The organism is Leptothrix discophora (assembly GCF_030705305.1).
In the GTDB taxonomy this organism is placed as follows: domain Bacteria; phylum Pseudomonadota; class Gammaproteobacteria; order Burkholderiales; family Burkholderiaceae_C; genus Sphaerotilus; species Sphaerotilus discophorus.
Genome location: NZ_JAUZEE010000003.1, coordinates 293295 through 315137, shown reverse-complemented (window position 1 = coordinate 315137; position 21843 = coordinate 293295). Strand labels below are relative to the sequence as shown.

Annotated in this window: 19 protein-coding genes and 1 tRNA gene; 9 read left to right on the top strand and 11 right to left on the bottom strand. The window is 70.7% G+C overall.

What is annotated here, in order from left to right; translation table 11 throughout:
- The first annotated feature begins 48 nt into the window (after positions 1-48).
- Both Q8X39_RS07690 and lolD read left to right on the top strand, forming a co-directional pair.
- Complete coding sequence (locus Q8X39_RS07690) at positions 49-1305, top strand: lipoprotein-releasing ABC transporter permease subunit (RefSeq protein ID WP_305749063.1); 1257 nt, start codon at positions 49-51, stop codon at positions 1303-1305.
- Positions 1298-2011: a lipoprotein-releasing ABC transporter ATP-binding protein LolD gene (gene lolD, locus Q8X39_RS07685; protein WP_305749062.1), complete on the top strand. Its 714-nt coding sequence runs from the start codon at positions 1298-1300 to the stop codon at positions 2009-2011. The genes Q8X39_RS07690 and lolD overlap by 8 nt, the downstream gene beginning before the upstream one ends.
- A gap of 33 nt (positions 2012-2044) precedes the next feature.
- On the opposite strand, the gene Q8X39_RS07680 is transcribed toward lolD, so the two are convergent.
- Positions 2045-3400: a class I SAM-dependent methyltransferase gene (locus Q8X39_RS07680; protein WP_305749061.1), complete on the bottom strand. Its 1356-nt coding sequence runs from the start codon at positions 3398-3400 to the stop codon at positions 2045-2047.
- Between the two features lie 96 nt (positions 3401-3496).
- On the opposite strand from Q8X39_RS07680, the gene Q8X39_RS07675 reads away from it, so the two are divergent.
- From Q8X39_RS07675 to Q8X39_RS07655, 5 genes are all read left to right on the top strand, one after another.
- Complete coding sequence (locus tag Q8X39_RS07675) at positions 3497-3991, top strand: Crp/Fnr family transcriptional regulator (RefSeq protein WP_305749060.1); 495 nt, start codon at positions 3497-3499, stop codon at positions 3989-3991.
- A 55-nt stretch (positions 3992-4046) separates the two neighbouring features.
- Positions 4047-4487, top strand: coding sequence for a hypothetical protein (locus Q8X39_RS07670; protein WP_305749059.1), 441 nt, complete (start codon positions 4047-4049; stop codon positions 4485-4487).
- A complete protein-coding gene (locus Q8X39_RS07665; protein WP_305749058.1) occupies positions 4484-5482 on the top strand; it encodes a CapA family protein in 999 nt (332 codons plus the stop codon). The genes Q8X39_RS07670 and Q8X39_RS07665 overlap by 4 nt, the downstream gene beginning before the upstream one ends.
- 155 nt (positions 5483-5637) lie before the next feature.
- Positions 5638-7386 carry a DUF1800 domain-containing protein gene (locus Q8X39_RS07660; protein ID WP_305749057.1) on the top strand — a complete coding sequence of 583 codons (1749 nt, stop codon included), beginning with the start codon at positions 5638-5640 and terminating at the stop codon, positions 7384-7386.
- 13 nt (positions 7387-7399) lie between these two features.
- On the top strand, positions 7400-8977 hold the full coding sequence (locus Q8X39_RS07655; RefSeq protein WP_305749056.1) for a DUF1501 domain-containing protein: 1578 nt from the start codon (positions 7400-7402) through the stop codon (positions 8975-8977).
- Positions 8978-9089: 112 nt separating this feature from the next.
- Here the strand turns inward: Q8X39_RS07655 and Q8X39_RS07650 are convergent, their stop codons facing one another.
- Both Q8X39_RS07650 and Q8X39_RS07645 read right to left on the bottom strand, forming a co-directional pair.
- Complete coding sequence (locus Q8X39_RS07650; RefSeq protein ID WP_305749055.1) at positions 9090-9884, bottom strand: SapC family protein; 795 nt, start codon at positions 9882-9884, stop codon at positions 9090-9092.
- On the bottom strand, positions 9881-11185 hold the full coding sequence (locus Q8X39_RS07645; protein WP_305749054.1) for a hemolysin family protein: 1305 nt from the start codon (positions 11183-11185) through the stop codon (positions 9881-9883). The genes Q8X39_RS07650 and Q8X39_RS07645 overlap by 4 nt, the downstream gene beginning before the upstream one ends.
- A 64-nt stretch (positions 11186-11249) precedes the next feature.
- On the opposite strand from Q8X39_RS07645, the gene Q8X39_RS07640 reads away from it, so the two are divergent.
- Positions 11250-12071 (top strand): symmetrical bis(5'-nucleosyl)-tetraphosphatase, encoded by an 822-nt coding sequence (locus Q8X39_RS07640; RefSeq protein WP_305749053.1) that lies wholly within the window; start codon positions 11250-11252, stop codon positions 12069-12071.
- A gap of 45 nt (positions 12072-12116) precedes the next feature.
- Positions 12117-12204, top strand: a tRNA-Ser gene (locus Q8X39_RS07635).
- 30 nt (positions 12205-12234) lie between these two features.
- On the opposite strand, the gene Q8X39_RS07630 is transcribed toward Q8X39_RS07635, so the two are convergent.
- The 8 genes from Q8X39_RS07630 to corA form a co-directional block, all read right to left on the bottom strand.
- Entirely contained in the window at positions 12235-12633 is a 399-nt protein-coding gene (locus tag Q8X39_RS07630; RefSeq protein ID WP_305749052.1) for a tellurite resistance TerB family protein, read from the bottom strand.
- A 252-nt stretch (positions 12634-12885) separates the two neighbouring features.
- On the bottom strand, positions 12886-13401 hold the full coding sequence (locus tag Q8X39_RS07625) for a hypothetical protein (RefSeq protein ID WP_305749051.1): 516 nt from the start codon (positions 13399-13401) through the stop codon (positions 12886-12888).
- A 38-nt stretch (positions 13402-13439) separates the two neighbouring features.
- Entirely contained in the window at positions 13440-15800 is a 2361-nt protein-coding gene (locus tag Q8X39_RS07620; RefSeq protein WP_305749050.1) for a fibronectin type III domain-containing protein, read from the bottom strand.
- Between the two features lie 67 nt (positions 15801-15867).
- On the bottom strand, positions 15868-16467 hold the full coding sequence (locus Q8X39_RS07615) for an outer membrane beta-barrel protein (protein ID WP_305749049.1): 600 nt from the start codon (positions 16465-16467) through the stop codon (positions 15868-15870).
- A gap of 248 nt (positions 16468-16715) precedes the next feature.
- Positions 16716-18179, bottom strand: coding sequence for a hypothetical protein (locus tag Q8X39_RS07610; RefSeq protein WP_305749048.1), 1464 nt, complete (start codon positions 18177-18179; stop codon positions 16716-16718).
- A 32-nt stretch (positions 18180-18211) separates the two neighbouring features.
- On the bottom strand, positions 18212-20305 hold the full coding sequence (locus tag Q8X39_RS07605) for a TonB-dependent receptor plug domain-containing protein (protein ID WP_305749047.1): 2094 nt from the start codon (positions 20303-20305) through the stop codon (positions 18212-18214).
- Positions 20306-20367: 62 nt separating this feature from the next.
- Entirely contained in the window at positions 20368-20673 is a 306-nt protein-coding gene (locus Q8X39_RS07600; RefSeq protein ID WP_305749046.1) for a hypothetical protein, read from the bottom strand.
- Positions 20674-20845: 172 nt separating this feature from the next.
- Positions 20846-21814 (bottom strand): magnesium/cobalt transporter CorA, encoded by a 969-nt coding sequence (corA, locus tag Q8X39_RS07595; RefSeq protein WP_305749045.1) that lies wholly within the window; start codon positions 21812-21814, stop codon positions 20846-20848.
- Positions 21815-21843: the final 29 nt, after the last annotated feature.

The following is a 21843-nucleotide window of genomic DNA, read 5'->3' as shown; positions in this document are numbered from 1 at the left end:
CGGCGTCGACCCGGTCGCGCCGTGCCCCTCGGGTAGCATCGCCGCCCCATGAACTGGCCCTATGAAATGCGCATCGGCTGGCGCTACACGCGCGCTGGCCGGGGCGGTCGCCGCAACGGCTTCATCTCCTTCATCTCGGGCGTGTCGATGCTGGGCATCGCGCTCGGCGTGGCCGCGCTGATCATCGTGCTGAGCGTGATGAACGGCTTCCAGAAGGAGGTCCGCGACCGCATGCTCAGCGTGGTCGCGCACGTCGAGGTCTACGGTGCCAGCGGCGCGGCGCTGGACGACTGGGCCGCGCTCGGCGAGCGTCTCAAGCAGAACCCGCAAGTCCAGGGCGTCGCGCCCTTCGTCGCCGCCCAGGCGCTCGTCGCGCGCGGCGAGGACATGCGCGGCGTGATGGTGCGCGGCATCGATCCCGCCTACGAGGCCGACGTGACGCCGCTGGGCGCGCAGCTCAAGGACGGCGTGCTCGCGCGACTCCAGGCCGGCGAATGGGGCGTCGTGCTGGGCAGCCAGCTGGCCCGCAGCCTGGGCGTGCAGGCGGGCGACTCGATCACGCTGGTGACCCCCAGCGGCCAGACCACGCCGGCCGGCGTCGTGCCGCGCCTCAAGCAGGTCCGCGTGGTCGGCGTGTTCAACGCCGGCCACTATGAATACGACAGCGGCCTGGCGTTGATGCACATCGACGACGCGGCCCGGCTGTTCCGCACCGGCGGCCCGCAGGGTGTGCAGCTGCGGCTGGCCGACCTGCACCAGGCCCGCGCGCTGGCCGCGCAGATCGGCACCGAGCTGGGCCTGGACTACATCGTCCGCGACTGGACCCACACCAACGCGACCTGGTTCGATGCGGTGCAGATCGAGAAACGCATGATGGGCATCATCCTGACGCTGATCGTCGCGGTGGCGGCCTTCAACCTCGTCTCGACGCTGGTGATGACGGTGACCGACAAGCGCGCCGACATCGCCATCCTGCGCACGCTGGGCGCGAGCCCGCGTTCGGTGATGGGGATCTTCATGGTGCAGGGTGCGACCTCGGGGGTGATCGGCACCTTCGGTGGCCTGGCACTGGGCCTGCTGGTGGCCTTCAACGTCGACGTGATCGTGCCGGCCATCGAGCACGCGCTGGGCGTGAGCTTCCTGCCCGGCAACATCTACCTGATCAGCCGCATGCCCAGCGACCCGCAGGGCGCGGACATCCTGCCCATCGTCGTGACCTCGCTGCTGCTGGCCTTCGTGGCCACGCTCTACCCGAGCTGGCGCGCCAGCCGCGTCAACCCGGCCGAGGCGCTGCGTTATGAATGACGTCGTCCACGAGACCCGCACGGAAGGCCCGGTGATCCGCGCCACCGGCCTGACCCGGCGCTACCACGAGGGCGGTGCCGACGGCCTGGACGTGACCGTGTTGCGCGGCATCGACCTGACCATCTCGCGCGGCGAGCTGGTGGCCATCGTCGGCGCGTCCGGCTCGGGCAAGAGCACGCTGCTGCACCTGATGGGCGGACTGGACGCGCCGACCAGCGGCAGCGTCGAGCTGCTGGGCCAGCGGCTGGACCGGCTGGATGCGGCCGAGCAGGGCCGCTGGCGCAACCGCCACCTCGGCTTCATCTACCAGTTCCACCACCTGCTGCCCGAGTTCAGCGCGATCGACAACGTCGCGATGCCGCTGCTGATCCGGCGCGCGCGCCCCGAAGCTGCGCGCGAGGCCGCCGCCCAGGTGCTGTCGGCCGTCGGCCTGGGCCCGCGCATGCAGCACCGGCCGGGCGAGCTGTCCGGCGGCGAACGCCAGCGTGTGGCCATCGCCCGCGCGCTGGTCACGCGCCCGGCCTGCGTGCTGGCCGACGAGCCCACAGGCAACCTCGACCGCGAGACCGCCGGCCATGTCTTCGACCTGATGCTGAACCTGGCCCGCAGCCAGGGCATCGCTTTCGTGCTCGTCACCCACGACCAGACCCTGGCCGCGCGCTGCGACCGCGTGCTGCGGCTGGACAAGGGCGCGATCGTCGCTTGATGCGCCGCGCGTCCGGCCTGCCGTGGACGCGCCTCACGCCGCGCAGCGCGCCGCCACCAGCGTTTCCAGGCACTGCTCGCGGATGCCGTAGAAGGCCTTGATCTCGGCGATCTGGGCGCGGATGCGGTCGGCGTGCGACGGGTCGATCCGTTCGCGCCGGACGGCCAGGATCATCTTGTTCTTGTTGGTGTGCTCCAGCGACACGAACTCGAAGACCTGGGTGTCGTAGCCGGCCGCGTCCAGCAGCAGCGCGCGCAGGCTGTCGGTGACCATCTCGGCTTCCAGGCCCAGGTGGACGCCGTGGCGCAGCAGCGCGCGCAGCGGGCCGGGCGGCTGGAGTTGGCCGCGCAGTTCCTTGTGGCAGCAGGGCGAGCACATGATGATCGACGCGCCGGCGCGCAGGCCCAGGTCGATGGCGTGGTCCGTGGCGATGTCGCAGGCGTGCAGCGCCACCATCACGTCGAGCTGCGGCGGGGTGTAGTGGCGCACGTCGCCGGCATCGAAGCGCAGGCCGTCGTGACCGTGGCGGCGCGCGCTGGCCTCGCACAGCGTCACCAGCTCCTGGCGCAGCTCGACGCCGGTGACCTCGGCGCGGCGGCCCTGGGCGGTCAGCCACTGGTGCATCGCGAAGGTCAGGTAGCCCTTGCCGCAGCCGAAGTCGATCACCCGCACCGGCTCGCCCGCCGCCACGCGCGCGGGCGTGGCCAGCGGCGAGCGGCCCAGCGCGTCCGCAAAGATCTCGGTGAACCGGTTGATCTGCTTCCACTTGCGCGCCATCGACGGCACCAGCCGGGCGTCGGCGCTGGCCAGGCCGAGGTCGAGCCAGGCCGGCTGGGCCAGGTCGAGCAGGCGGTGCTTGGTGCGGTTGTGGTCGTCGTCTGCGGCGGCCGCGGCCGCGTCCGGTGCCGCGTTTGGTGCCGCGTGTGGTGCCACGTCTGGTGCGGCATCGGACGCCGCATCGTTGGCCAGCTTGCGCTTGCCGACCTGCAGCCGGAACTTCCAGCCGCCGCCCTTGCGGCGTGCGCCGAACTGGATCTCGTGGCGGCGGGTGTCGAGGTGGGCATGCGCGAAGCCCGCGCCGTCCTGCGGGTCGAGCAGGCTGTCGATCAGCGCCAGGCCCTCGGCCGGCGCGAGGTTCTTGGTGATGTCGCGGGTCGCGTGTCGCCAGACGAGCTGCAGCGCCGGCTCGCCTCGCAGGCGCAGCGGGCGGACGATCAGGCGGTCCAGGTCGGACGGTTCGCCGTGGTGCTGGCTCAGGATCAGCCGCTGCAGCGGGTCGGCCGAGGCCTCGCCGTCCAGCGTGGCGGTGCGCAGCAGGCGCAGGAAACGGGCGCGGTCGTCCGGGGTCGGGGCGGTGGGCGACGCGGCGGGGATCAGGTTCGTGAACATGGCGCGATTGTCGGCGCAGCCCTTGTCCGGAACACGCCGGCCGCGCTATCTTGATGGGCTGCCCGGCCCGGCCAGAACGACAACAGGAGACCCGCCATGAATGCCCAACGCATCGAGCGCCTGCAGGCCATGCCCGTGTTCGGGGCGGTCAGCGCCCGTGCCCTCGACGACCTGCTGACGCCGCTGCGGGTGCGCCAGGTCCGTGCCGGTGGCGACTTCTTCCGCCAGGGCGATGACGCCTGCTCGATGTACGTGCTGGAGTCCGGCACGGTCGAGGTCCGCAAGCGCTGGCAGGGCCGTGACTACCGGCTGCGCACGCTGGGACCGGGCGACGTGTTCGGCGAGATGGCGCTGATGGACCCGTCGCCGCGCAACGCCTCGGTGCGGGCCGAGACCGACTGTTCGGCCATCGAGGTCTCGCCCGACGACCTGCTGCGGCTGTTCGAGCACGACCCCGAGCAGTTCGCGCTGATCCAGATGAACCTCGGCCGCGAGGTCTGCCGCCGCCTGCGGGCCACCGATGAGCTGCTGTTCCGCGCCACGGTGGGCGAGGGGCCGGCGACGGTCGACAGTGTCTTCCATGCGCTGTGAAGCGCAGGCTGGATCGGGCGTGGGGCCGCGCTGCCTGGCCGCGACAATCCGGCCGATGAACCTGCCCGATCCCCGGCACGCGCTGGCCGCCGCTGCCGTCTCGCTGTCCCTCCTGGCCGCTGGCCCGGCCGGGTCCGCGCCGCTGGCCACCTGCCACGTCACCTACGGCGGCGAGACCGTCGCGCATGCCGTGCCGGCGGTCGACGACCCGCATGCGGTGCCGGCGGTGGCGGTCGGCTCCTACTTCCTGATCCGCTTCGTGCTGCAGACCCGGCCGCGCGAGCTGGCGGCGTTCAAGGCCTATGTCTACGCCGACCGCAGCGACGCGCCGGTGCTGGTCCACCAGCTCGACGTGGCCTGGCCGCCGGCAGCGGTGCGCGCCGTGGCGGGTGGTACGGGGGGCGGCGCGGGGTGGGGCTTCACCGGCCTGAACCGCGTCTACGAGCCGACGCGCGATGGTGAGCTGCAGTACTGGTGCGGGAGGGAAGGCCGATGAACACGCGCATCCCGAGCGGCGTCCTGGCCCTGATCCTGGCCTGGGCGATGTCCTTCCCGGCGTTCGCGCAGTCCCCCGCGCCGGTCCGCTTGCTGTTCGTCGGCGACCTCATGCTCGACGACGGACCCGGCCGCACCATCGCCGCCGGCGGCGATCCGCTGGCGGCCTTCGATCCGTGGTTCGCCGCGGCGGACGCGCGCATCGGCAACCTCGAGCTGCCGGTGGCGACGACCGGCCAGCCGCTCGAGAACAAGATCTACACCTTCCGCGCCGACCCGGCCGCGATGCGGGTCCTGAAGGGCCGATTCGATGCGCTGGCGGTGTCGAACAACCATTCGGGCGACTACGGCCCCGCCGCCTTCCTGGAGACGCTCGAACACGTGCGGGCGGCCGGCATCACGCCCTTCGGTGGGGGTCGTGACCTGCACGAGGCGCACCGGCCGCTGTGGCTTGAACGCGGCGGCCTGCGCATCGCCGTGCTGGGCTACAACGAGTTCAAGCCGCGCCGCTTCGAGGCCGGCCCGAACTGGCCCGGCATCGCCTGGAGCGAGGACAGCCAGGTGGTGGCCGACATCCGGGCCGCCCGCCGTGCCGGCGCCGACCTGGTCATCCCCTTCATGCACTGGGGCTGGGAGCGCGAGCCGCAGCCCGATGAACGCCAGCGCGCGCTGGCCCGGCGGATGATCGATGCAGGCGCCGATGCCGTCGTCGGCGGCCATCCGCACGTCACCCAGGGCGCGGACATCTACCGCGGCAAGCCCATCGTCTGGAGCCTCGGCAACTTCGTGTTCGACGGCTTCGAGCTGCCGGCCGCCCGCGAGGGCTGGCTGCTCGAACTGCGGCTGGACCGGCGTGGCGTGCAGGCCTGGCACACCGTGCTGGCGCGCATGGACGAGGCCGGCACGCCGACGCCGGACCTGACGGTGGCGACGCCCTGCGGCCGGCGCGGCTGGCCCGGCGTGCGGCGCTGCATCGCCGGAAAACCACAGCGCTGACCGCGTGACAAGCCGCCGATCCCCCGCATCCGGGTGGGTCGCGGCCGGTGACATCGGTAAGGGCATGGAAGGAGTGTGTCGGACGTGGAAGATGCACGCTTTCTGACCCGGGACGGCCCGCAAGATCGGCGCCTCCGCAGACCTGGAAGCCGCCGATGCGTCCCGTCCCCTCCTGTTCACGTCCGACCGCGCGCCGCCTGGCGGCCGGTCTCGCGCTGGTCGGCGTCCTGCTGGGCAGCCTGACGGGCTGCGGCGGCGGATCGTCCGGCAGCACCGAGGCGCCGATCACGTCCGATGCCGAGGCCGTCCGGTTCCTGGACCAGGCGACCTTCGGCGCGACCGAGGCCGACATCGCCCATGTGCGCCGCATCGGCGCCGGGGCCTGGATCGACGAGCAGCTGGCGATGCCGGCCACCTCCGCCCGGGCCTTCTGGCAGGGCCTGCACGCGGCCAACCTGGCGCTGGACCCGACGGCGGTCAGCCGCAGCGAGGTCCAGTTCACCTTCTGGCGCAACGCCGTCACCGCGCCGGACCAGCTGCGCCAGCGGGTGGCCTGGGCCTTGTCGCAGATCTTTGTGGTCTCGGCGGCCGATTCCAACGTGGGCGAGCAGCCGCGCGGCGTCATGGCCTATCACGACCTGCTGGCCACGGCCGGCCTGGGGTCCTACCGCGAGCTGCTCAGGCAGGTCACGCTGAGCCCGGTGATGGGTGCCTACCTCTCGCACCTGCGCAACCAGAAGGACGATCCGGCGACCGGCCGGGTGCCCGACGAGAACTACGCCCGCGAGGTGATGCAGCTGTTCTCGATCGGCCTGGTCGAGCTCAACCCCGATGGCAGCCCGCGCCGCAACGGCAGCGCCGCGATCGAGACCTACGGCGCGGCCGACGTCAGCGGCCTGGCGCGCGTCTTCACCGGCTGGAGCCTGGCCTGTGGCGACCAGGCCAATGCCTGCTTCTTCGGCTGGAGCACGGCCAACGCGCCCGACCCGGACCGCTGGATCCAGCCGATGACGCCGTATGCACGGTTCCATTCGAGCGCGGAGAAGACCTTTCTCGGACTGAGCGTGGCCGACCAGGGCAGCAACCCCGATCCATCGGCCAGCCTGAACCGCGCGCTCGACCGGCTGGCCGGGCATCCCAACGTCGCGCCCTTCATCGGCCGCCAGCTGATCCAGCGGCTGGTGACCAGCCACCCCAGCCCCGCCTACGTGGCCCGCGTGTCGGGCGCCTTCCACGCCAGCGGCGGCCACCTCGGCGCGGTCGTGAAGGCCGTCCTGCTGGACCCGGAAGCGCGCCGCGCACCGGCCGCCGACGAGGTCGAACGCGGCCGCCTGCGCGAGCCGGTGCTGCGGTTGGCCCGGCTGCTGCGGACCTTCGGCGCACGCTCGGTCAGCGGCGCCTGGCGCATCGGCAACACGGACGATCCGGCGACCTCGCTGGGCCAGTCGCCCTGGCGCTCGCCGTCGGTCTTCAACTTCTACCGGCCGGGCTACGTGCCGCCCAACAGCCGCGCCGGCGCGCGCGGCCTGACCGTGCCGGAGATGCAGATCAGCCACGAGACCAGCGTCGCCGGCTATGCCAACCACCTGCGCAGCGTGCTGCAGAACAACGGCGTCGGTGACGTGCCGGCCGGCCAGACGCTGCGCGACGTGCAGCTCGGCCTGGAGACCGAGGTTGGCCGCGCCGAACAGCCGTCCGCCCTGGTCGGCTGGGTCGATACCCGGCTGTTCGGCGGCGCGATGCCGGCCGAGCTGCGCGAGGAGATCGTCGCGGCGGTGGCCAGCGTCAACGTCCCGGCCCTGACCGCCACCAACGCCGATGCACGCCAGAACGCGCTGCGCAACCGCCTGCGGCTGGCCATCTACCTGGCGATGGTCTCGCCCGAGTGGCTGGTGCAGGCCTGAGCCGGAGAACGACATGAACCGACACGACGATCCGCTGCGCGGCCTGGGCCCGCAAGCCCGCCGCACCTTCCTGCGACAGCTCGCCGCCCTGGGCGCGGGCGTGGCGCCCTCGGCGCTGCCGCTGGCGACGTTGCTGGCCGCCAGCTCGCAGGTCGCGGCCCAGACCGCCGGTGGCTACAAGGCGCTGGTGTGCGTCTTCCTGGCCGGGGGCAATGACAGCTTCAACACCGTGCTGGACACCCAGGCCGGCCCCTGGGCGGCCTACCAGCAGGTGCGCAACCAGGCGCCCGATAGCCTCGCGTTGATGCCGGTCGGCACGACCGCCGATAGGTCCGCGACGGCCAGCGTGCCGGCCCGCCTGGGCGGGGTGCGGCCGCTGGCGATCAGCGGGGCCAGCCTGGCGCTGCACCCCAGCCTCGTGAAGCTCGCGCAGATCCACGACACGCGGCGTCGGCTGGCCATCGTCGCCAACGTCGGACCGCTGGTGCGGCCGACCACCAAGGCGCAGTACGCCATGCCGACCCATGCGCGGCCGGCCAAGCTGTTCAGCCACAACGACCAGCAGAACTGGTGGCAGGCGCTGTCGCCCGAGGGCGCGCGCAGCGGCTGGGGCGGGCGCATCGCCGACGCCTTGATGGCCGGCAGCCCGCAGGCAACCTTCACGTCCGTGTCGATCAGCGGCGCGAGTGTCTGGCTGGCCGGTGAACAGGTCCGCCAGTACCAGCTCAGCAGCAATGGCGCGATCCGCATCGGTGGCAGCGGCAGCACGCTGTTCGGCTCGGCGGCGGCCCTGGGCACGATGAAGCGCGTCATGACCGGGACCCGCAGCGACGGCAGCCGGCGCGTGTCCGGCCTGCTGGCGCTGGACCATGCCGACGTGGTCGAGCGCTCGATCAACGCCGAGGCGACGCTCAGCGGCGCGCTGGCCCCGGCCGGCACGGCGCCCTGGGGCACGCCCGTCAGCGGCACCGCGACCTATGCGGCCGATGCCGACCCGCTGCTGCGCTGGACCCATCCACTGACCGGCGCGAGCGCGGCCAACGGCCTCGCGCGACAGCTTCAGATGGTCGCGCGCTGCGTGCAGGCCGCGCCGGCACTGGGCATCACGCGGCAGGTCTTCTTCGTCAACCTGGGCGGCTTCGACACCCACGACGGCCAGAACCGCCGACATGCCGAGTTGATGGCCCAGCTCGACCATGGCCTGGACTACTTCGACACCGTGCTGGCCGCGATGGGCCAGTCGGCCAACGTGACCACCTTCACCGCGTCCGACTTCGGTCGTGCCTGCACCAGCAACGGCGACGGCACCGACCACGGCTGGGGTGCGCACCATCTCGTCATGGGCGGGGCGGTGCGGGCCGGCCTGCATGGCCGCTGGCCGACGCTGGGGGTCAAGAACGTCGCCAACAACGACTTCGACAGCAGCCCCGACCAGCTGCGCAACGGCGCGCTCCTGCCGACCAGTTCGGTCGACCAGCTGGGCGCGACGCTGGCCACCTGGATGGGCGTCGGCGCGGGTGATCTTGCCGGCCTCTTCCCCAACCTCGGCAACTTCGACGCGACGGTGCGCAACCTCGGCTTCATGGCCTGAGCGGCCTGAATGGCCTGAATGGCCTGAATGGCGCCCAAGAAAAAAGGGCCTGCATCGCAGGCCCTTCGTGCCCATCGGCCTTCCCGGCCGACGGCGATGCCGTCGGGTTGGCTCAGGTCTTGGCGACCTTGCGCGACTCCAGCCGCTGCGCCAGCGCCTGCACCTGGCCCATCGCGACCAGGTGGGTGTGGATCAGCGCCATCATGCCGGTGCGGTGCAGGGCCAGCACCTCGGCGTCGGGCAGCTTGTTGAGCTTGTCCTCGTCGACCATGAAGAAGCCGGTCGCGTTGACCTTGTCGCCATCGGGCAGGTCGCCCTTGATCTCGGCGCCGCGCAGCAGTTCGAGCTCGACCAGGCGGGCACAGAACACCTCGGTGCGCTGCTGTTCCAGCTCGTAGCGATCGAGGAAACGCATGATCTGCTGCAGGTAGTCGGTGGGTTCGCCCTCGGCGGTGATCAGCAGCTCGCCTTCGCTGTCGTTGAGGCCCTCGCAGGCCTCGTCGATCACCAGCGACAGCTGGTCGCCGCCGGACGGGGTGCGCACGTAGGCGAACGGGTAGCGGCGCAGCGTGGCCGGCACGAAGCGGCCATTCCAGCTGCCATCGGCCGACACCAGCAGGTTCTCGCGCTCGCGCAGGCCCATCAGCGCCATCGGCACGATCTTGGGCCGGTCGTTCTCGTCCTTGCCGACGTGCACGAAGCCGATCGGCATCTCGCGCGCGGCCTCGCCGAACTCGACGCCGGTCAGCGGCACCGCGTTGGCCTCGCGGGCGAAGGCCCAGTCGGTGATCGGGCGCACGCGCTTGCCGGCGTGACGCTTGCGGTCGACCAGCGCGATGCGCTGGGTGGCTTGGGCGGCCACCGGCGCGGCAGCGGCGGCGGCGGCGCCGTTCAATGAGTCAGTCAATCGTTCTCTCCATCGTCGTGTCGTCGACTGGCCAGCACCTTGTCCACCCGCTTGCCATCAAGGTCGACCACCTCGAACCGCCACTCGTCCCATTCGACGACATCGGTGGTCTGAGGCAGGCGACCCAGCAGCAGCATGATCATGCCGGCCAGGGTGTTGTAGCGCCCGCGGTCCTCGTCGGGCAGCTGCTTGAGTCCGAGGCGGTCCTTCAGCTCGGGCACCGGGATCAGGCCATCGACCAGCCAGGAGCCGTCCTCGCGTTGGACCGCCCAGGCGTCTTCAGCCTGAGCCGGGGTGAATTCTCCGGTGATCGCCTCCAGCACGTCGCGCAAAGTAATCACGCCTTGCACGACGCCGTACTCGTCGACCACGAAAACCATCTGCACTTCAGAACCCCTGAAGTGTTCGAGCAGCTCCATGCCCGAGAGCGTCTCGGGCACGAACACCGCCGGCTGCAGCGCGTCCAGCAGCGCCAGCTCCGCGCTCTGCGCCAGTTGCATCAGCAGCTGCTGCGACTTGACGACGCCCAGCACGTCGTCCAGGCCCCCCCGGCACACGGGGTAGCGCGAGTGGCCGTGTTCGGTCAGCACCGCGAGGATGGCCTCGCGCGGCGAGCCAACGTCGAGCCAGGCGATGTCGCCACGCGGGATCATCATGCTGCCGATCTGGCGATCGTCGAGCCGGAAGACGTTGCGCACCATCTGGTGCTCGTGGGCCTCGATGACACCGGCGTCCAGGCCTTCCTCCAGGCTGGCGGCGATCTCTTCCTCGGTCACGCCGCGGCTGCCGGTCTCGCGCACGCCGATCAGCTTCAGGATGGTCTGCGTGCAGGTCGACAGCAGCCGCACGAAGGGCCGTGCGCCGATCGACAGCCAGTTCATCGGCTGGGCGGTCAGGCGGGCGACGGTCTCGGGGTAGAGCTGGCCGACACGCTTGGGCACCAGCTCGCCGAAGATGATGGTCAGGAAGGTGATGATGACCACCACCAGGGCGGTGGCGCCGACATCGGCCACGCCGTGCGGAACGGTCTCGAAGGTCGTCGTGAGCCACTCGGCCAGCGGCGCCGAGAATGCGGCGTCGCCGACGATGCCGTTCAAGACGCCGATCGAGGTGATGCCGATCTGCACGGTCGACAGGAACTGCGTCGGGTTGTCGTGCAGCGCCAGGGCGGCTGCGGCACCCTTGTCCCCACCTTCGACCAGCACCTGCAGTCGCGCCTTGCGGCTGGTGGACAGGGCCATCTCCGACATGGCGAAGACGCCGTTCAGGAGGATCAGGAAGACCAGGAGTGCGAGATCCATGACGGGCACGAAGCAGCATTCGCGCCAGAGTTTCGAGAGCGTGGGAGCGTAGCAGAATCACCCCATGATCCACCTCGTCGGCGACCTCCAGGGCTGCTGCGACGCCTTCGAACGGCTGCTCGCGGACATCGGCTTTTCACCCTCCCGCGACCAGCTCTACGTGCTGGGCGACCTGGTCAATCGCGGACCCGAATCGCTGCGCACGCTCGAACGCCTGGCGAGCTTCGGCGCATCGGCCGTCTGCCTGCTCGGCAACCACGACCTGAACCTGCTGGCGGTCGACCAGGGCGTGCGCCGCGTGCACCGCAGCGACACGCTCGACGACATCCTCAGCAGCCCGCGCCGGCGCCACTGGATCGACTGGCTGCGCCACCAGCGCCTGGCGGTGCAGGCGCATGGCTGGCTGATGGTCCATGCCGGCGTCGTGCCGCAGTGGGATGCGGCGCAGACGCTGGCGCTGGCTGCCGAGGTCGAGCAGCTGCTGCAAGGCCCGTCGCTGGCCGGCTTCCTGCCCGTCATGCACGGCAACGCGCCCGATCGCTGGAGCGCGTCGCTCGAAGGGCCCGAACGCTGGCGCACGATCATCAACACGCTGACGCGGCTGCGCTTCTGCCGCGCCGACGGCACGATGGACTTCAAGCTCAAGGAAGGCGCTGACACCGCGCCCCCGGGTTTGATGCCTTGGTTCGACGTGCCGGGGCGCCGCAGTGCCGGCACGCCGATCGCCTTCGGCCACTGGTCGACGCTGGGCGAACTGGACCGCCCGGACCTGCTGGCGCTGGACACCGGCTGCGTCTGGGGCGGCCGCCTGAGCGCCGCCCGCATCGACGGCGGCCGCCGTGAACTCGTCAGCGTCGGCTGCGCCCAGGCCCAGGCACCGCTCTGAGTGGCGCGGTGTCCGCCAAGGGCCATGCCACAATCCGCGCTCTCAGGAAGCTTGGCAGAGTGGTCGATTGCACCGGTCTTGAAAACCGGCAACCCGCAAGGGTTCCAGGGTTCGAATCCCTGAGCTTCCGCCAGCGGTCGTGGTCGCCGATGCGCCTGACGAATCAGACCGCAGTCACCGTGGACTGCCACTGCTGGTGCGCCGCGCGCATGAGCCGGAGTTCGGCCTCGGCCAGGTGCAGGTCGGCTTGCGCGGCGGCGATCGCGAGCTTCAGCACCTTGTCCTGCAGGTCCGGCGAGTCGATCTCGGACAGCACCGACGCCAGCGTCGCCTCGTCCACGCTGCACATCAGCGAGCCGCTGCCGTAGGCGCTGGCGAGCAGGTCCTCGCAGAGCGTGTGCACGACCTGGTCGAAGCTGCCGTGAGCCAGTCCGAGCAGAGGCTCGATCCGATGGGTTCGCAGCGCGTCGATCTCGGCGCGGCCGACGTGGCCGTCCGAGATCAGCATCAGCGCGACGATGCGGGCGGCGGCTTCAGGGCTGTTGCGGGGATAGCTGCGCATGACGGATCTCCTGTGGTCTCGACGTGGACTGGAGGGCGAACCGTCCTCCAGGCACCGGAATGTGCCGTCGTCACGACTTCGGAAGAAGCGCATTCAAGATGAGTTCGACGCTGGAAAAACCTGCTGGTCGATGGCGCGGGCGACCCCATGTGCCGCGCTCGTTGTTGGGGCGCGCGAACCATGCCGCGCGGACCGTTTTCGGGGTTGGGTGTGCCCAGGCGGACGCGACGGAAGCGGTTCCTCGTGGGATGCTCAATGCATCACCCGCCCGAGCGGCGGGGTGTCCGCCGGGCCGATGACGCCGATGTCCGGCGCGGCCTGGAGGTTCCACCGTGCCATGGCCTGCAGCTTGTCCAGCAACTCGACCCAGCCGCGCAGGATGGTGTCGTTGATGCGCACGCTGACCTGGTGGCCCGAGGCGGTCTTGAACTCGACCTCGACGTGGTCGAGCGACTGGTGGAGGGTGAAGCCCGTGACCAGCACGGTCTCCTCACCCAGCGGCAGGTGGTCGCCGGGCATGAAGGCCTGGCTGAAGTCGGACTGCTGCGCGCTGGCCTGCTGCCGAAACTCGTGCATCGCCTGCGCCACTTCCTGCGGATGTTGCCGCGCCAGCAGCTCGATGCCCAGGCTCTGCGCCCCCGACAGAAAGCCCGCGACGATGTGCCGCGTCAGCCAGAAGCGGAACTCCTGGCCGTCGCGGGTGCTGATGCGCAGGCGGATGCGGTCCTCGGCGGTGTTCCATTCGGCGCTGAACTGGTGGAGGGACATGGGGAGCGCGGGGTCAGGGGGGGCAGGGGGTCAGGGGGTCAGGGGGTATTGCGGGTGAAGCGGATGTGGCCGTCGCAACCGGTCCGATGCACCTGGGTCAGCGGCAAGTTGCCGGTGTCGTCCATCGACAGGGTTGCCGTGAAGGTGTCCAGTCGAACATCTGAACTGTTCGAGAAGGCCCAATCGATCTGTGCATGCAGCACCTTCGTCTCGGGGTCGAACGTCCCATGAAGGTGGTAGGCCAGGGGCGTGCCGCTGTAGTCCATGGCCTGGTCCGTGACATTCACCAGGCTGTCCGAGTCCGCGTCCAGATCGACGTGGTTGCTGATGTTGTAGCTCTGACCGACGCAGGCCAGCTGCAGAGTCCACGCCGCCCGCTCCGGCGGCAGCGTCGAGACACAGACCGGGGCGCTCGGCGGCGACACGTTGCCCGCCGCATCGAAGGCGGTGATGACGTAGCAGTGGCTCGTGGACGGCTGCAGCTTGCCGATGTCCAGCGCCGTGTCGGTCAAGGTGCGAAGGCTGCGGCCCTCGGTGGACACGACGTAGCCGGCCACGCCGCTGTCGTCCGTGCTGGCTTGCCAGCTCAGGTGGATGGCGGTGGTGGAAATCGCCGACGCATGGATGTCGGACGGCGTGCTCGGCGCCATCCTGTCGTTGGCCGGCGTTGTCGCACAGACCCGGTCGCCGGGGACGGAACGGTTGCCGCTCAGGTCGATCGCGACGATGCGGTAGCAGTGTTCGCGGCCCGGCTCCAGCCTTGTGTCCTGGTAGCTCTTGTGGCCCGTCGTCGCCAGATCGAGGTCATCGCGCAGCACCTGATAGCCGCGCATGCCACCTTCGTCGGTCGACGCTTCCCACTTCAGCGAGATCGACCGGAGGCCCGACGCGACCACTGTCGTCGAACCGGGCTTGGTCGGCGGCTGGGTGTCGTGGCAAGCCGCGCCCTGCACGTCCGTGAGGTTCTTGATGAGCTGGTCAATCAGCGTCAGCTCGAACTTCGATTCGTACCAGTTCAGCACCTTGAAGTTGCCGCCGACCTTGGCCGCGATGCCCAGGTCGGCCCGGAACTTCGTGCACAGACCGGCCGTGCTGTCGGTGTTGATCTCGCCGGTGGCCCGCACGTAGGGGCCGACCTGGATGAAGGGACCGATGACGTCATAGACCGCGACGCCCATGTAGACGCTGATGCCCAGTTCGCCTTCGAACTTCAGCGCACCGACCGGCGCGAAGTGGCCGTCCAGCGATGTGGTCGAGACGCCATCCCAGCCGCTGCCCTTGCGGTAGTGCGCGCCGTAGCTGCCTTGCAGCGAGTAGCCGCTGGTGAAGTTGACCTGGACGCCACCCTTCGCATGGGCCGTCACGTAGGCCCTGACCGTGGGCACGAACACCACGGGAACCGGTCCGACCTGCAGGTAGATCGGGGTCAGCGTGAAGATGCCCAGGTCCACAGGCCATTCCCCGGCGGTGTCCTCAGGGTCAGGTCCCCTGATGAACGTGACGTCCGGGCGAACGGTCGGATTGATGATGAGCTTGGCTTCCTTCAGGCCGCCGAGCATGCGGAAGTCGAGGGCGACTTCCGGGTTCCACTCGATGCTGATTTTTCCTGTCAGGCGGGACGTGTTCGCCGCGTTGAGCGGCACATCGAGGTTGAACTCGCTGGTCGCCCCCAGCGGCCGGGCCCGGTTAGCGAGCGTCACGCCCGGGCCCAGGCTCTGCACCCTCGCGATGCCCGATCCGCCTGAGCCGGTGGTGGCTGCGCCGCCGACCAGCGTGCCGTCCAGCACGATGTCGCTGAGGCTGGCCTGCAGCGTGTCGAGCAGGTAGTTGCCGCCGGGCAGCACGATCTTCTTGAGCACACGGCGGGCGAATCCGTTGCCCCGGCCCGAGACGATCACCGCGCCGACATCGACGCTCGCCAGCTGCGTGGCCGCAGCGGTGAAGGTGAGCACGAGACGGGTGTCGCTGACCAAGGCATCGAGCGTGGCATCGGACAGCACGACCACGTCGGCGTGGACCTGTGGCGCCGTGGTGCGCACGAAGAACGGCTGTGCGGTGCGGCCTGTCGTCACGGTGACGGTGCAGCGGTCGTCCACCGTGCTGTCGCAGCCGGTCCAGTGATCCAGCACCCAGTCGGCGGCGGCCTGTGCCTTCAGCGTGACCTGCGAGCCGGCCGCGACCGAGGCGCTGCATCGGCCATCGGTGCAGACCAGGCGGGCCGAATCGGCGCTCACCGTTCCTTCGCCGAAAGGGCTGACCTGCAGGATGACCTGGGGGACCTGCGGGCTGGGGATGTCCGGGCCGCCCGTCGCGGGTGGCGTGGCCGTCGGGCTGTCGCCGGAGCCACATCCCGCCAGGGCCAGGACGATGCCGATCAGAAGGGTGGGGATGATGCGCAAGACGCGGGCTCCTCGTGGTGCGGGCCATCGACGTGCGGCGACGTCGGCCGCCGCACGCCGGTCAGCGTCAGAACCGGTACTGCGCCCCGAACGTCGTCGTGCTGCCGTAGCCCAGCAGGCCCAGGCGGGCTTCGAGCTTGAGGCGCGGGATCACCTCGTACTGCACGCCGACGCCGCCGATCAGCTCGGTGGTCGATGCCGATACGCTGGCCGTGTAGCCTGCGTAGGACGCGGTCGCGTCGGCCTTCAGGCTGCCGATGCCGGCATAGGCCGACACGGAGAACTGCGGCGTGAATGGGTGGCTGGCCACGGCCACGCCTTCGAAGGACGTCGCCTTGCTGGTCACGCCGTAGCTCGACGTGCTGGCCGACGCATAGCGGCCCTCGACGTTCAGGTCGCCAGGAAGATTCAGCTTGAACAGGCTGTTGAGGCTGCCCAGCTTGAGGCCGCCACCGACATAGAGGCCACCGCTGTAGCCCTCGAAGCTGGCGTAGCCCGCCGTGACGTAGGGGTCGCTCACCTGCTGTGCATGGACATCGGTGCCGAACAGGGCGCAGGCGGCGGACACGACCGCCACCGTGGTGGCAAGGTGGGCGAGCTGGCGCGTGATGGGCGTGGTGCGTGTGAAGCGCGAGATGCGCGAGATGGATGCGGACTGTCGGGTCATGCGGGATTTCCTCCTGACGGTGTGACGGATGGGATCGAAATCAGGCACGCGCCTGCACGTGCCGGAACGCTGTCCGATGCGCAGTGCGTGACCGTGATCGCGCACAGCACGATGACGAAGACTTCAGCGACGAGCACGAGGAACTGTCGGGGTGGCATGGGTCGTGGTCATCGTTCGAGGGCTGTCGAGATCGCGCGGTGCGCTGCGGCGATTGGAGAGGTCCGGCCGGGCCCCGCTTTTTTCAGTTCTTACAGATCGGACAGGTGCGCGCCATAGCCCTCGCGCAGCAGCTTCTCGTGCAGGCCGGGCTCGCGGGCGATCACCTCGCGCAGCCGTCGCGCGATCGCGTCCTGGCGGTGGCGGGGCAGGTGGGCCCGGGCATGGCGCCAGTGGCACAGCCAGGCCAGCGCGAGCTGGCGGGCGTCGCCGGTGTGGGCGATGCGCGCGACGGTGGTGACGTAGTAGGCCTCGTCGCGCGGGTGCAGATCGTCGATCACGGGCACACAGGGCGCATGCGGCGCGCGGGCTTCGAGCGCGCGCAGCTCGGTCTCGTTGTCGAGCCAGAACTCGGCGAGGTAGATGTATTCCCAGGCGTTGTCGCTGCCCACGCCGAGCTTGTCCATGGTGGCCAGCAGCAGCTGGTACCAGCCGATCACCTGGGTGGCCGTCGACCAGCCGGCCGCGCGCACGGTCTGCAGGTGCAGGCCGAGGTTGGCAGCGTAGGCATGCAGGCCGGCGTGGTCGCGCTGGTGCAGCGCATGGGCGATGGCGCCCTCCAGGTGCCGCAGCGCCAGGCGGTGCCAGCGCGGGTCGGCATGGCCCTCGGCCTCGCTGCGACGCCGGCACAGCAGCGCGCGCAGGTTGTGCCATTGGGCGAGCAGGTGGCGGTCGGCCTGGCGCACCAACGGCGGGGCCATGCAGCTGTGCCAGAGCCGTGCATGGTTGCCGCCTGGGTCGGCGTCGTAGTCGGTGCGGGCCAGCAGGAAGTGCATGTGCGCGGTGGCCGCGTCGTCCTGCCGACCGGGCAGGCGCAGCGCGGCGCGCAGGCATGCTCGGGCATCGTCGAAGCGGCCCAGGCGCTTGAGCGACTGGCTCGCGCGCATCGCGACGAGGGCGCGGCCGTCGTCGTTCAGCGGCAGCGCCTCGCAACCGGCGAGCATGTCCAGCGCGTCCTGGTTCTGGCCCCAGAGCTGGAAGGCGTCGAAGGAGATCAGGCAGCGCAGCAGCGCGAGCAGCGCGTCGGGATCGGGGTCGTCGCCGGCGATCAGGCGTTGCATCAACGCGGCCTCGGGACCGTCCGCGCCGTCACCGGCCAGGGCGGCGTCGGGCCAGGCCGCGCTGGTGTCGACGACGCGCAAGGCGCAGGGCCGCCGCCAGCGCAGTCGCCACGGCCCGACCGAGGCCTGACGCGGCGGATGCTCCAGCACCACCGGCTCGCCCGGCAGGCTCGCCAGGAAGCCCTGCACATCGCCCAGCAGCCGCAGCACGGCCACGGCGGCCAAGGGCTGGCGCTGGCCGCGCAGCGCCAGCCCGGCCTGCAGCGCCGACAGGCTCACCGACTGATCCACCTCGGCCTGTTGCCAGAGCATGGCCAGCATCGCCGCAACCCAGCGGCGACGCCAGGCGATCACCTGGCCGTCCGGCAGCACCGCACGGTTGCGCACCGGGTCCAGCGTCAGCACGTCGCCCGGCGTGGCGGGTTCTGGCGGCATCACGACGACATCACCACCACGTCACCCCGACATCACCACGGCGACGCCAGCACCAGCCGCAGCTGGCGCGGCGTGCCCTGGTAGACCTCGTCGACGCTCGCAGCGTGGGCGACGTGGTCGAGGTCGAACAGGTTGCGGATGGCCAGTGACCAGCGCCAGCGCTCGACCCGGCCGGACAGCCCCGCGTCGGTGATGACCGAGCCGGGCAGGCGCACGGTGTTGGCGGCATCGACGTAGGCGCTCGAACGGGCCACCCCTTGCACCCAGGCTTGCAACGGCGTTGCCGGCTCGGCTTGCAGACGGCCGAGGTCGCCCTGCAGCCGCAGCGCGGCGCTGCGTCGCGAGGTGTTGCCCGGCCAGTCGCGTTGCGTCGGGCTGACCGGCGTCAGGGTGCGGGCGCGCAGCAGGCCGAGCTGGCCCTGCAGCTGCCATGCGCCGCCCTGCCATGCGCCGCCCTGCCAGTCGGTGACGGCCTCGAAGCCGTCGACCCGACGCGCGCCGTCGGCGATGAACGCAGTGCGGTCGGCCGGATCGGGACGTGGCAGGCCGGACAGGTCGATGCGGAACAGCGCCAGCCGCAGCCATGGCGTGCCGGGCCGCATCGGGTCGATGGCGCCCGGGTGCAGCGCCAGCGCCAGTTCATGCTGGAGGCTGCGCTGCGGCGGCAGGAAGTCGCCCGATCGTGTCAGGCCGGCATTGAGTTCCAGCCCCTGGGAGCGGCTCGCCGACCACAGCCAGCCCGGCTGCGGCTGCGTGGCCACCGCCCATTCCTGCACCGTGTCGCGTCCCCGGCTGGTGGTGGCGAGGCCGATGCCGGCACGGCTGTCGTGGCGGACCTCGCGCAGGCCGGCCTGGAGCATCACGGCGTTCGACCAGCCCACCGACTGCCGCAACCAGCGGCTGCGCTCGTGGTCGTCCTGGCGCTTCAGGCGCGGGCCGAGCGTCAGGCGGGCCGGGTCGACCTGGCTGAAGTCCGGCTGCTGCGGGTCGATCTGGTAGCCGCCGATGTTCTGCACGCCGCTGAAGCGGGTCAGGCGGTGCGCGGTCTCGGTGCCGATGCGGCTGTCGAGCTGCCAGGCATCGCCTGTGCGTGTCAGTCGGCCTTCCAGCCGGCCGGCGCGCTGCAGGTGGTCGTCGTGCAGGCGGGTGTAGTAGCCGTCGAGCAGGCCGTCGCTGCGCTGGGCCCAGGCGCCGATCAGGGTCTCGTCGCGCAGGACGCGGGCGCGGCCCAGGTCCAGCCGCAGGCCGGCCTGCCACATGCTGTCCTGCGAGGTGCTGTCGTGCGAGGTGCTGTCCTGCCCGTCGCGGCCGAGCCAGCGGTCGACCTGCCAGTGCAAGGCCTGCCGCGTCGTGCGGCGGTCCGATCGCTGGTCGGGCGAGGCGTAGAGCTGGCCGTAGCGCACCGCGCCGGTCTGCGACATGACCGTGCCGAACAGGTAGGGCTGGTGGTTGTGCTGGACCTCGCTGTCGACGCGCAGCATGCCCAGGCCGTCGGCATCGGGGTCGTGCCAGGCCAGGCTGGCCAGCAGGTTGTCGCGCGCCAGCACCTGCCGGCCCGGATCGCTGCGGCCGTCCTGCGCCGCGACGATCAGGCGGGCCCGCCAGGACTCGGTCAGCGGCTGGTTGAGGTCCAGCACGCCGCGTCGCCAGGCCGATGAACCGCCTTGCAGCGACACCGTCCGGCGCGCCAGCGGCCCAGGCGTCGGCGCGGCCAGCGTGACGCTGCCGCCGGGGCTGCCCAGGCCACTGTCGACGCCCGAAGGTCCGCCCTGCACGCGCACGGCGGCGAGGGTCGACGGGTCGCGCGTGAACAGCCGCGTGACCTCCGGCAGGCCGTCGTATTGCAAGCGTGTGACGATGAAGCCGCGCAGGTTGAACTGGGTCGACAGGCCACCGTCGCTGACCACCGGCTGCAAGCCGGGCGCGCCGCGCAGCAGATCGGCCAGCCGGTCGGCCGTGGGCGATTCGGCCGGATCCAGCACGGTCGTTGCGCGGGCCGCCGTCGCGGGCGAGGCCCAGCCGGGCGGATCGATCGCCGCAGACGCGGCGCGCGACGCCGGGATCTCGACCCTGGGCAGTGTGGCGGTCGGCGCGGCGGGCAGCTCGTCGGCCGCGCATGCGGCCATCGACGCCCCGCCGACCAGACCGACCGCCACCTGCCAACGGCGGCGGTGCGTGCCGGGCCCCATCAGCCCATCACCGACGGGACCGTGACCGGCTGCGACACCAGCACCTGGTAGGCCTGGTTGTTGAGGTCCTTGCCGTTGAAGACCTGCAGGTCGCCGTAGGCGGTGCCGGACAGCGTGCCCGCTGCCGACCAGCCGCTGCCCGTGCCCTCCAGCAGGCTCAGCACGTCGCCGCTGTTGCCCAGCACGAGGAACTGGAGACGGGGGGTGGTGCTGGCGTCCGCGTCGCCGGTCAGGGCGAGCCAGACGTGGTCCGGGCCGGTGTCGTCGTGCGGGTCGATGGTGCGCGGCGTCGCGGTGTCGGGCATGGGATCTCCGGTTTCGGTGGGGCGTGCTGCCGCACCGGAATCGAGGGTCTGCCTGGCTGGCGGCATTCAATCGTGCGGGTCGACAACGACAAGCGGCCCGAAGGCCGGCGCGAAGGCTAGTGCGACCGCTGCAGCGAAGGAATCACCTAAATTTGTCAAACAGGCCGTGGCCTCAAAGCCAGCCGGCCTTCTTGAAGCGCCGGTAGAGCAAGCCGCAAACCGTCACGATCAGGCCGATCGCGGCCGGGTAGCCGTACTGCCATTTCAGCTCGGGCATGTGCTCGAAGTTCATGCCCCACACGCCGACAAAGGCGGTGGCGACCGCGAAGATGCCGGCCCATGCGGCCAGGCGCTTGCTGACGTCGGTGTCCTCGATGGTGACCATCGACAGGTTGACCTGGATGGCCGTGCCGATCGTCTCGCGCAGCGCATCCAGCGTCGAGTTGATGCGGGTGAGGTGGTCGTAGACGTCGCGGAAGTAGTCCTCGCTGGGCACGCAGACGCCCGGCACGCGTCCGCCATGCAGCTTGGCGGTGGCGTCCATCAGCGGCGCGACGGCGTGGCGCACGACCGTGAGGCGGCGCTTGAGGGCATACAGCAGCTGGATGTTCTCGCGTGCGGCACCGCGCTCGAAGATCTGGTCCTCGATGTGTTCCAGCTCGCTCTCCAGCGCATCGACGATCGGGAAGTAGCGGTCGACCACCGCGTCCATCAGCGCGTACAGCACGAAGCCGGAACCCTGCTTGAGGTGCTGCGGTTCGCGTTCGCAACGGGCCCGCACGCCCAGGAAGCCCTGCGTGCTGCGGTTGCGCACCGAGACGATGAAGTCCTGTCCGACGAAGACGGCGACCTCGCCCAGGTGCAGCTCGTCGGTCGGGGACATCTCGACCAGGTGCATCACCGTGAACAGCGTGTCGTCGTATTCCTCGATCTTGGGCCGCTGGTGACCGTGGCGGGCGTCCTCGACGGCCAGGTCATGCAGCTTGAAGATGCGCTGCAGGTCGTGCAGTTCGTCGTCGCTGGCGTCGCGCAGGGCCACCCAGACGAAGGTGCCGGGTTGACCCAGGTGGCCGCCGATGCGGTCCAGCGGGATGTCGGCCAGCTTGTGGCCGTCGCGGTAGGCGACGCAGTTGATGAGCATGGTGCGGGCTGGGTCCGGGGATGTCCCGA

Bases quoted from the DNA above. Each gene is read 5' to 3' on its own strand.
- Q8X39_RS07690 (WP_305749063.1), top strand. From the start codon at position 49: ATGAACTGGCCCTATGAAATGCGCATCGGCTGGCGCTACACGCGCGCT.
- lolD (WP_305749062.1), top strand. From the start codon at position 1,298: ATGAATGACGTCGTCCACGAGACCCGCACGGAAGGCCCGGTGATCCGC.
- Q8X39_RS07680 (WP_305749061.1), bottom strand. From the start codon at position 3,400: ATGTTCACGAACCTGATCCCCGCCGCGTCGCCCACCGCCCCGACCCCG.
- Q8X39_RS07675 (WP_305749060.1), top strand. From the start codon at position 3,497: ATGAATGCCCAACGCATCGAGCGCCTGCAGGCCATGCCCGTGTTCGGG.
- Q8X39_RS07670 (WP_305749059.1), top strand. From the start codon at position 4,047: ATGAACCTGCCCGATCCCCGGCACGCGCTGGCCGCCGCTGCCGTCTCG.
- Q8X39_RS07665 (WP_305749058.1), top strand. From the start codon at position 4,484: ATGAACACGCGCATCCCGAGCGGCGTCCTGGCCCTGATCCTGGCCTGG.
- Q8X39_RS07660 (WP_305749057.1), top strand. From the start codon at position 5,638: ATGCGTCCCGTCCCCTCCTGTTCACGTCCGACCGCGCGCCGCCTGGCG.
- Q8X39_RS07655 (WP_305749056.1), top strand. From the start codon at position 7,400: ATGAACCGACACGACGATCCGCTGCGCGGCCTGGGCCCGCAAGCCCGC.
- Q8X39_RS07645 (WP_305749054.1), bottom strand. From the start codon at position 11,185: ATGGATCTCGCACTCCTGGTCTTCCTGATCCTCCTGAACGGCGTCTTC.
- Q8X39_RS07640 (WP_305749053.1), top strand. From the start codon at position 11,250: ATGATCCACCTCGTCGGCGACCTCCAGGGCTGCTGCGACGCCTTCGAA.
- Q8X39_RS07630 (WP_305749052.1), bottom strand. From the start codon at position 12,633: ATGCGCAGCTATCCCCGCAACAGCCCTGAAGCCGCCGCCCGCATCGTC.
- Q8X39_RS07625 (WP_305749051.1), bottom strand. From the start codon at position 13,401: ATGTCCCTCCACCAGTTCAGCGCCGAATGGAACACCGCCGAGGACCGC.
- Q8X39_RS07615 (WP_305749049.1), bottom strand. From the start codon at position 16,467: ATGACCCGACAGTCCGCATCCATCTCGCGCATCTCGCGCTTCACACGC.
- Q8X39_RS07610 (WP_305749048.1), bottom strand. From the start codon at position 18,179: ATGCCGCCAGAACCCGCCACGCCGGGCGACGTGCTGACGCTGGACCCG.
- Q8X39_RS07605 (WP_305749047.1), bottom strand. From the start codon at position 20,305: ATGGCCGCATGCGCGGCCGACGAGCTGCCCGCCGCGCCGACCGCCACA.
- Q8X39_RS07600 (WP_305749046.1), bottom strand. From the start codon at position 20,673: ATGCCCGACACCGCGACGCCGCGCACCATCGACCCGCACGACGACACC.
- corA (WP_305749045.1), bottom strand. From the start codon at position 21,814: ATGCTCATCAACTGCGTCGCCTACCGCGACGGCCACAAGCTGGCCGAC.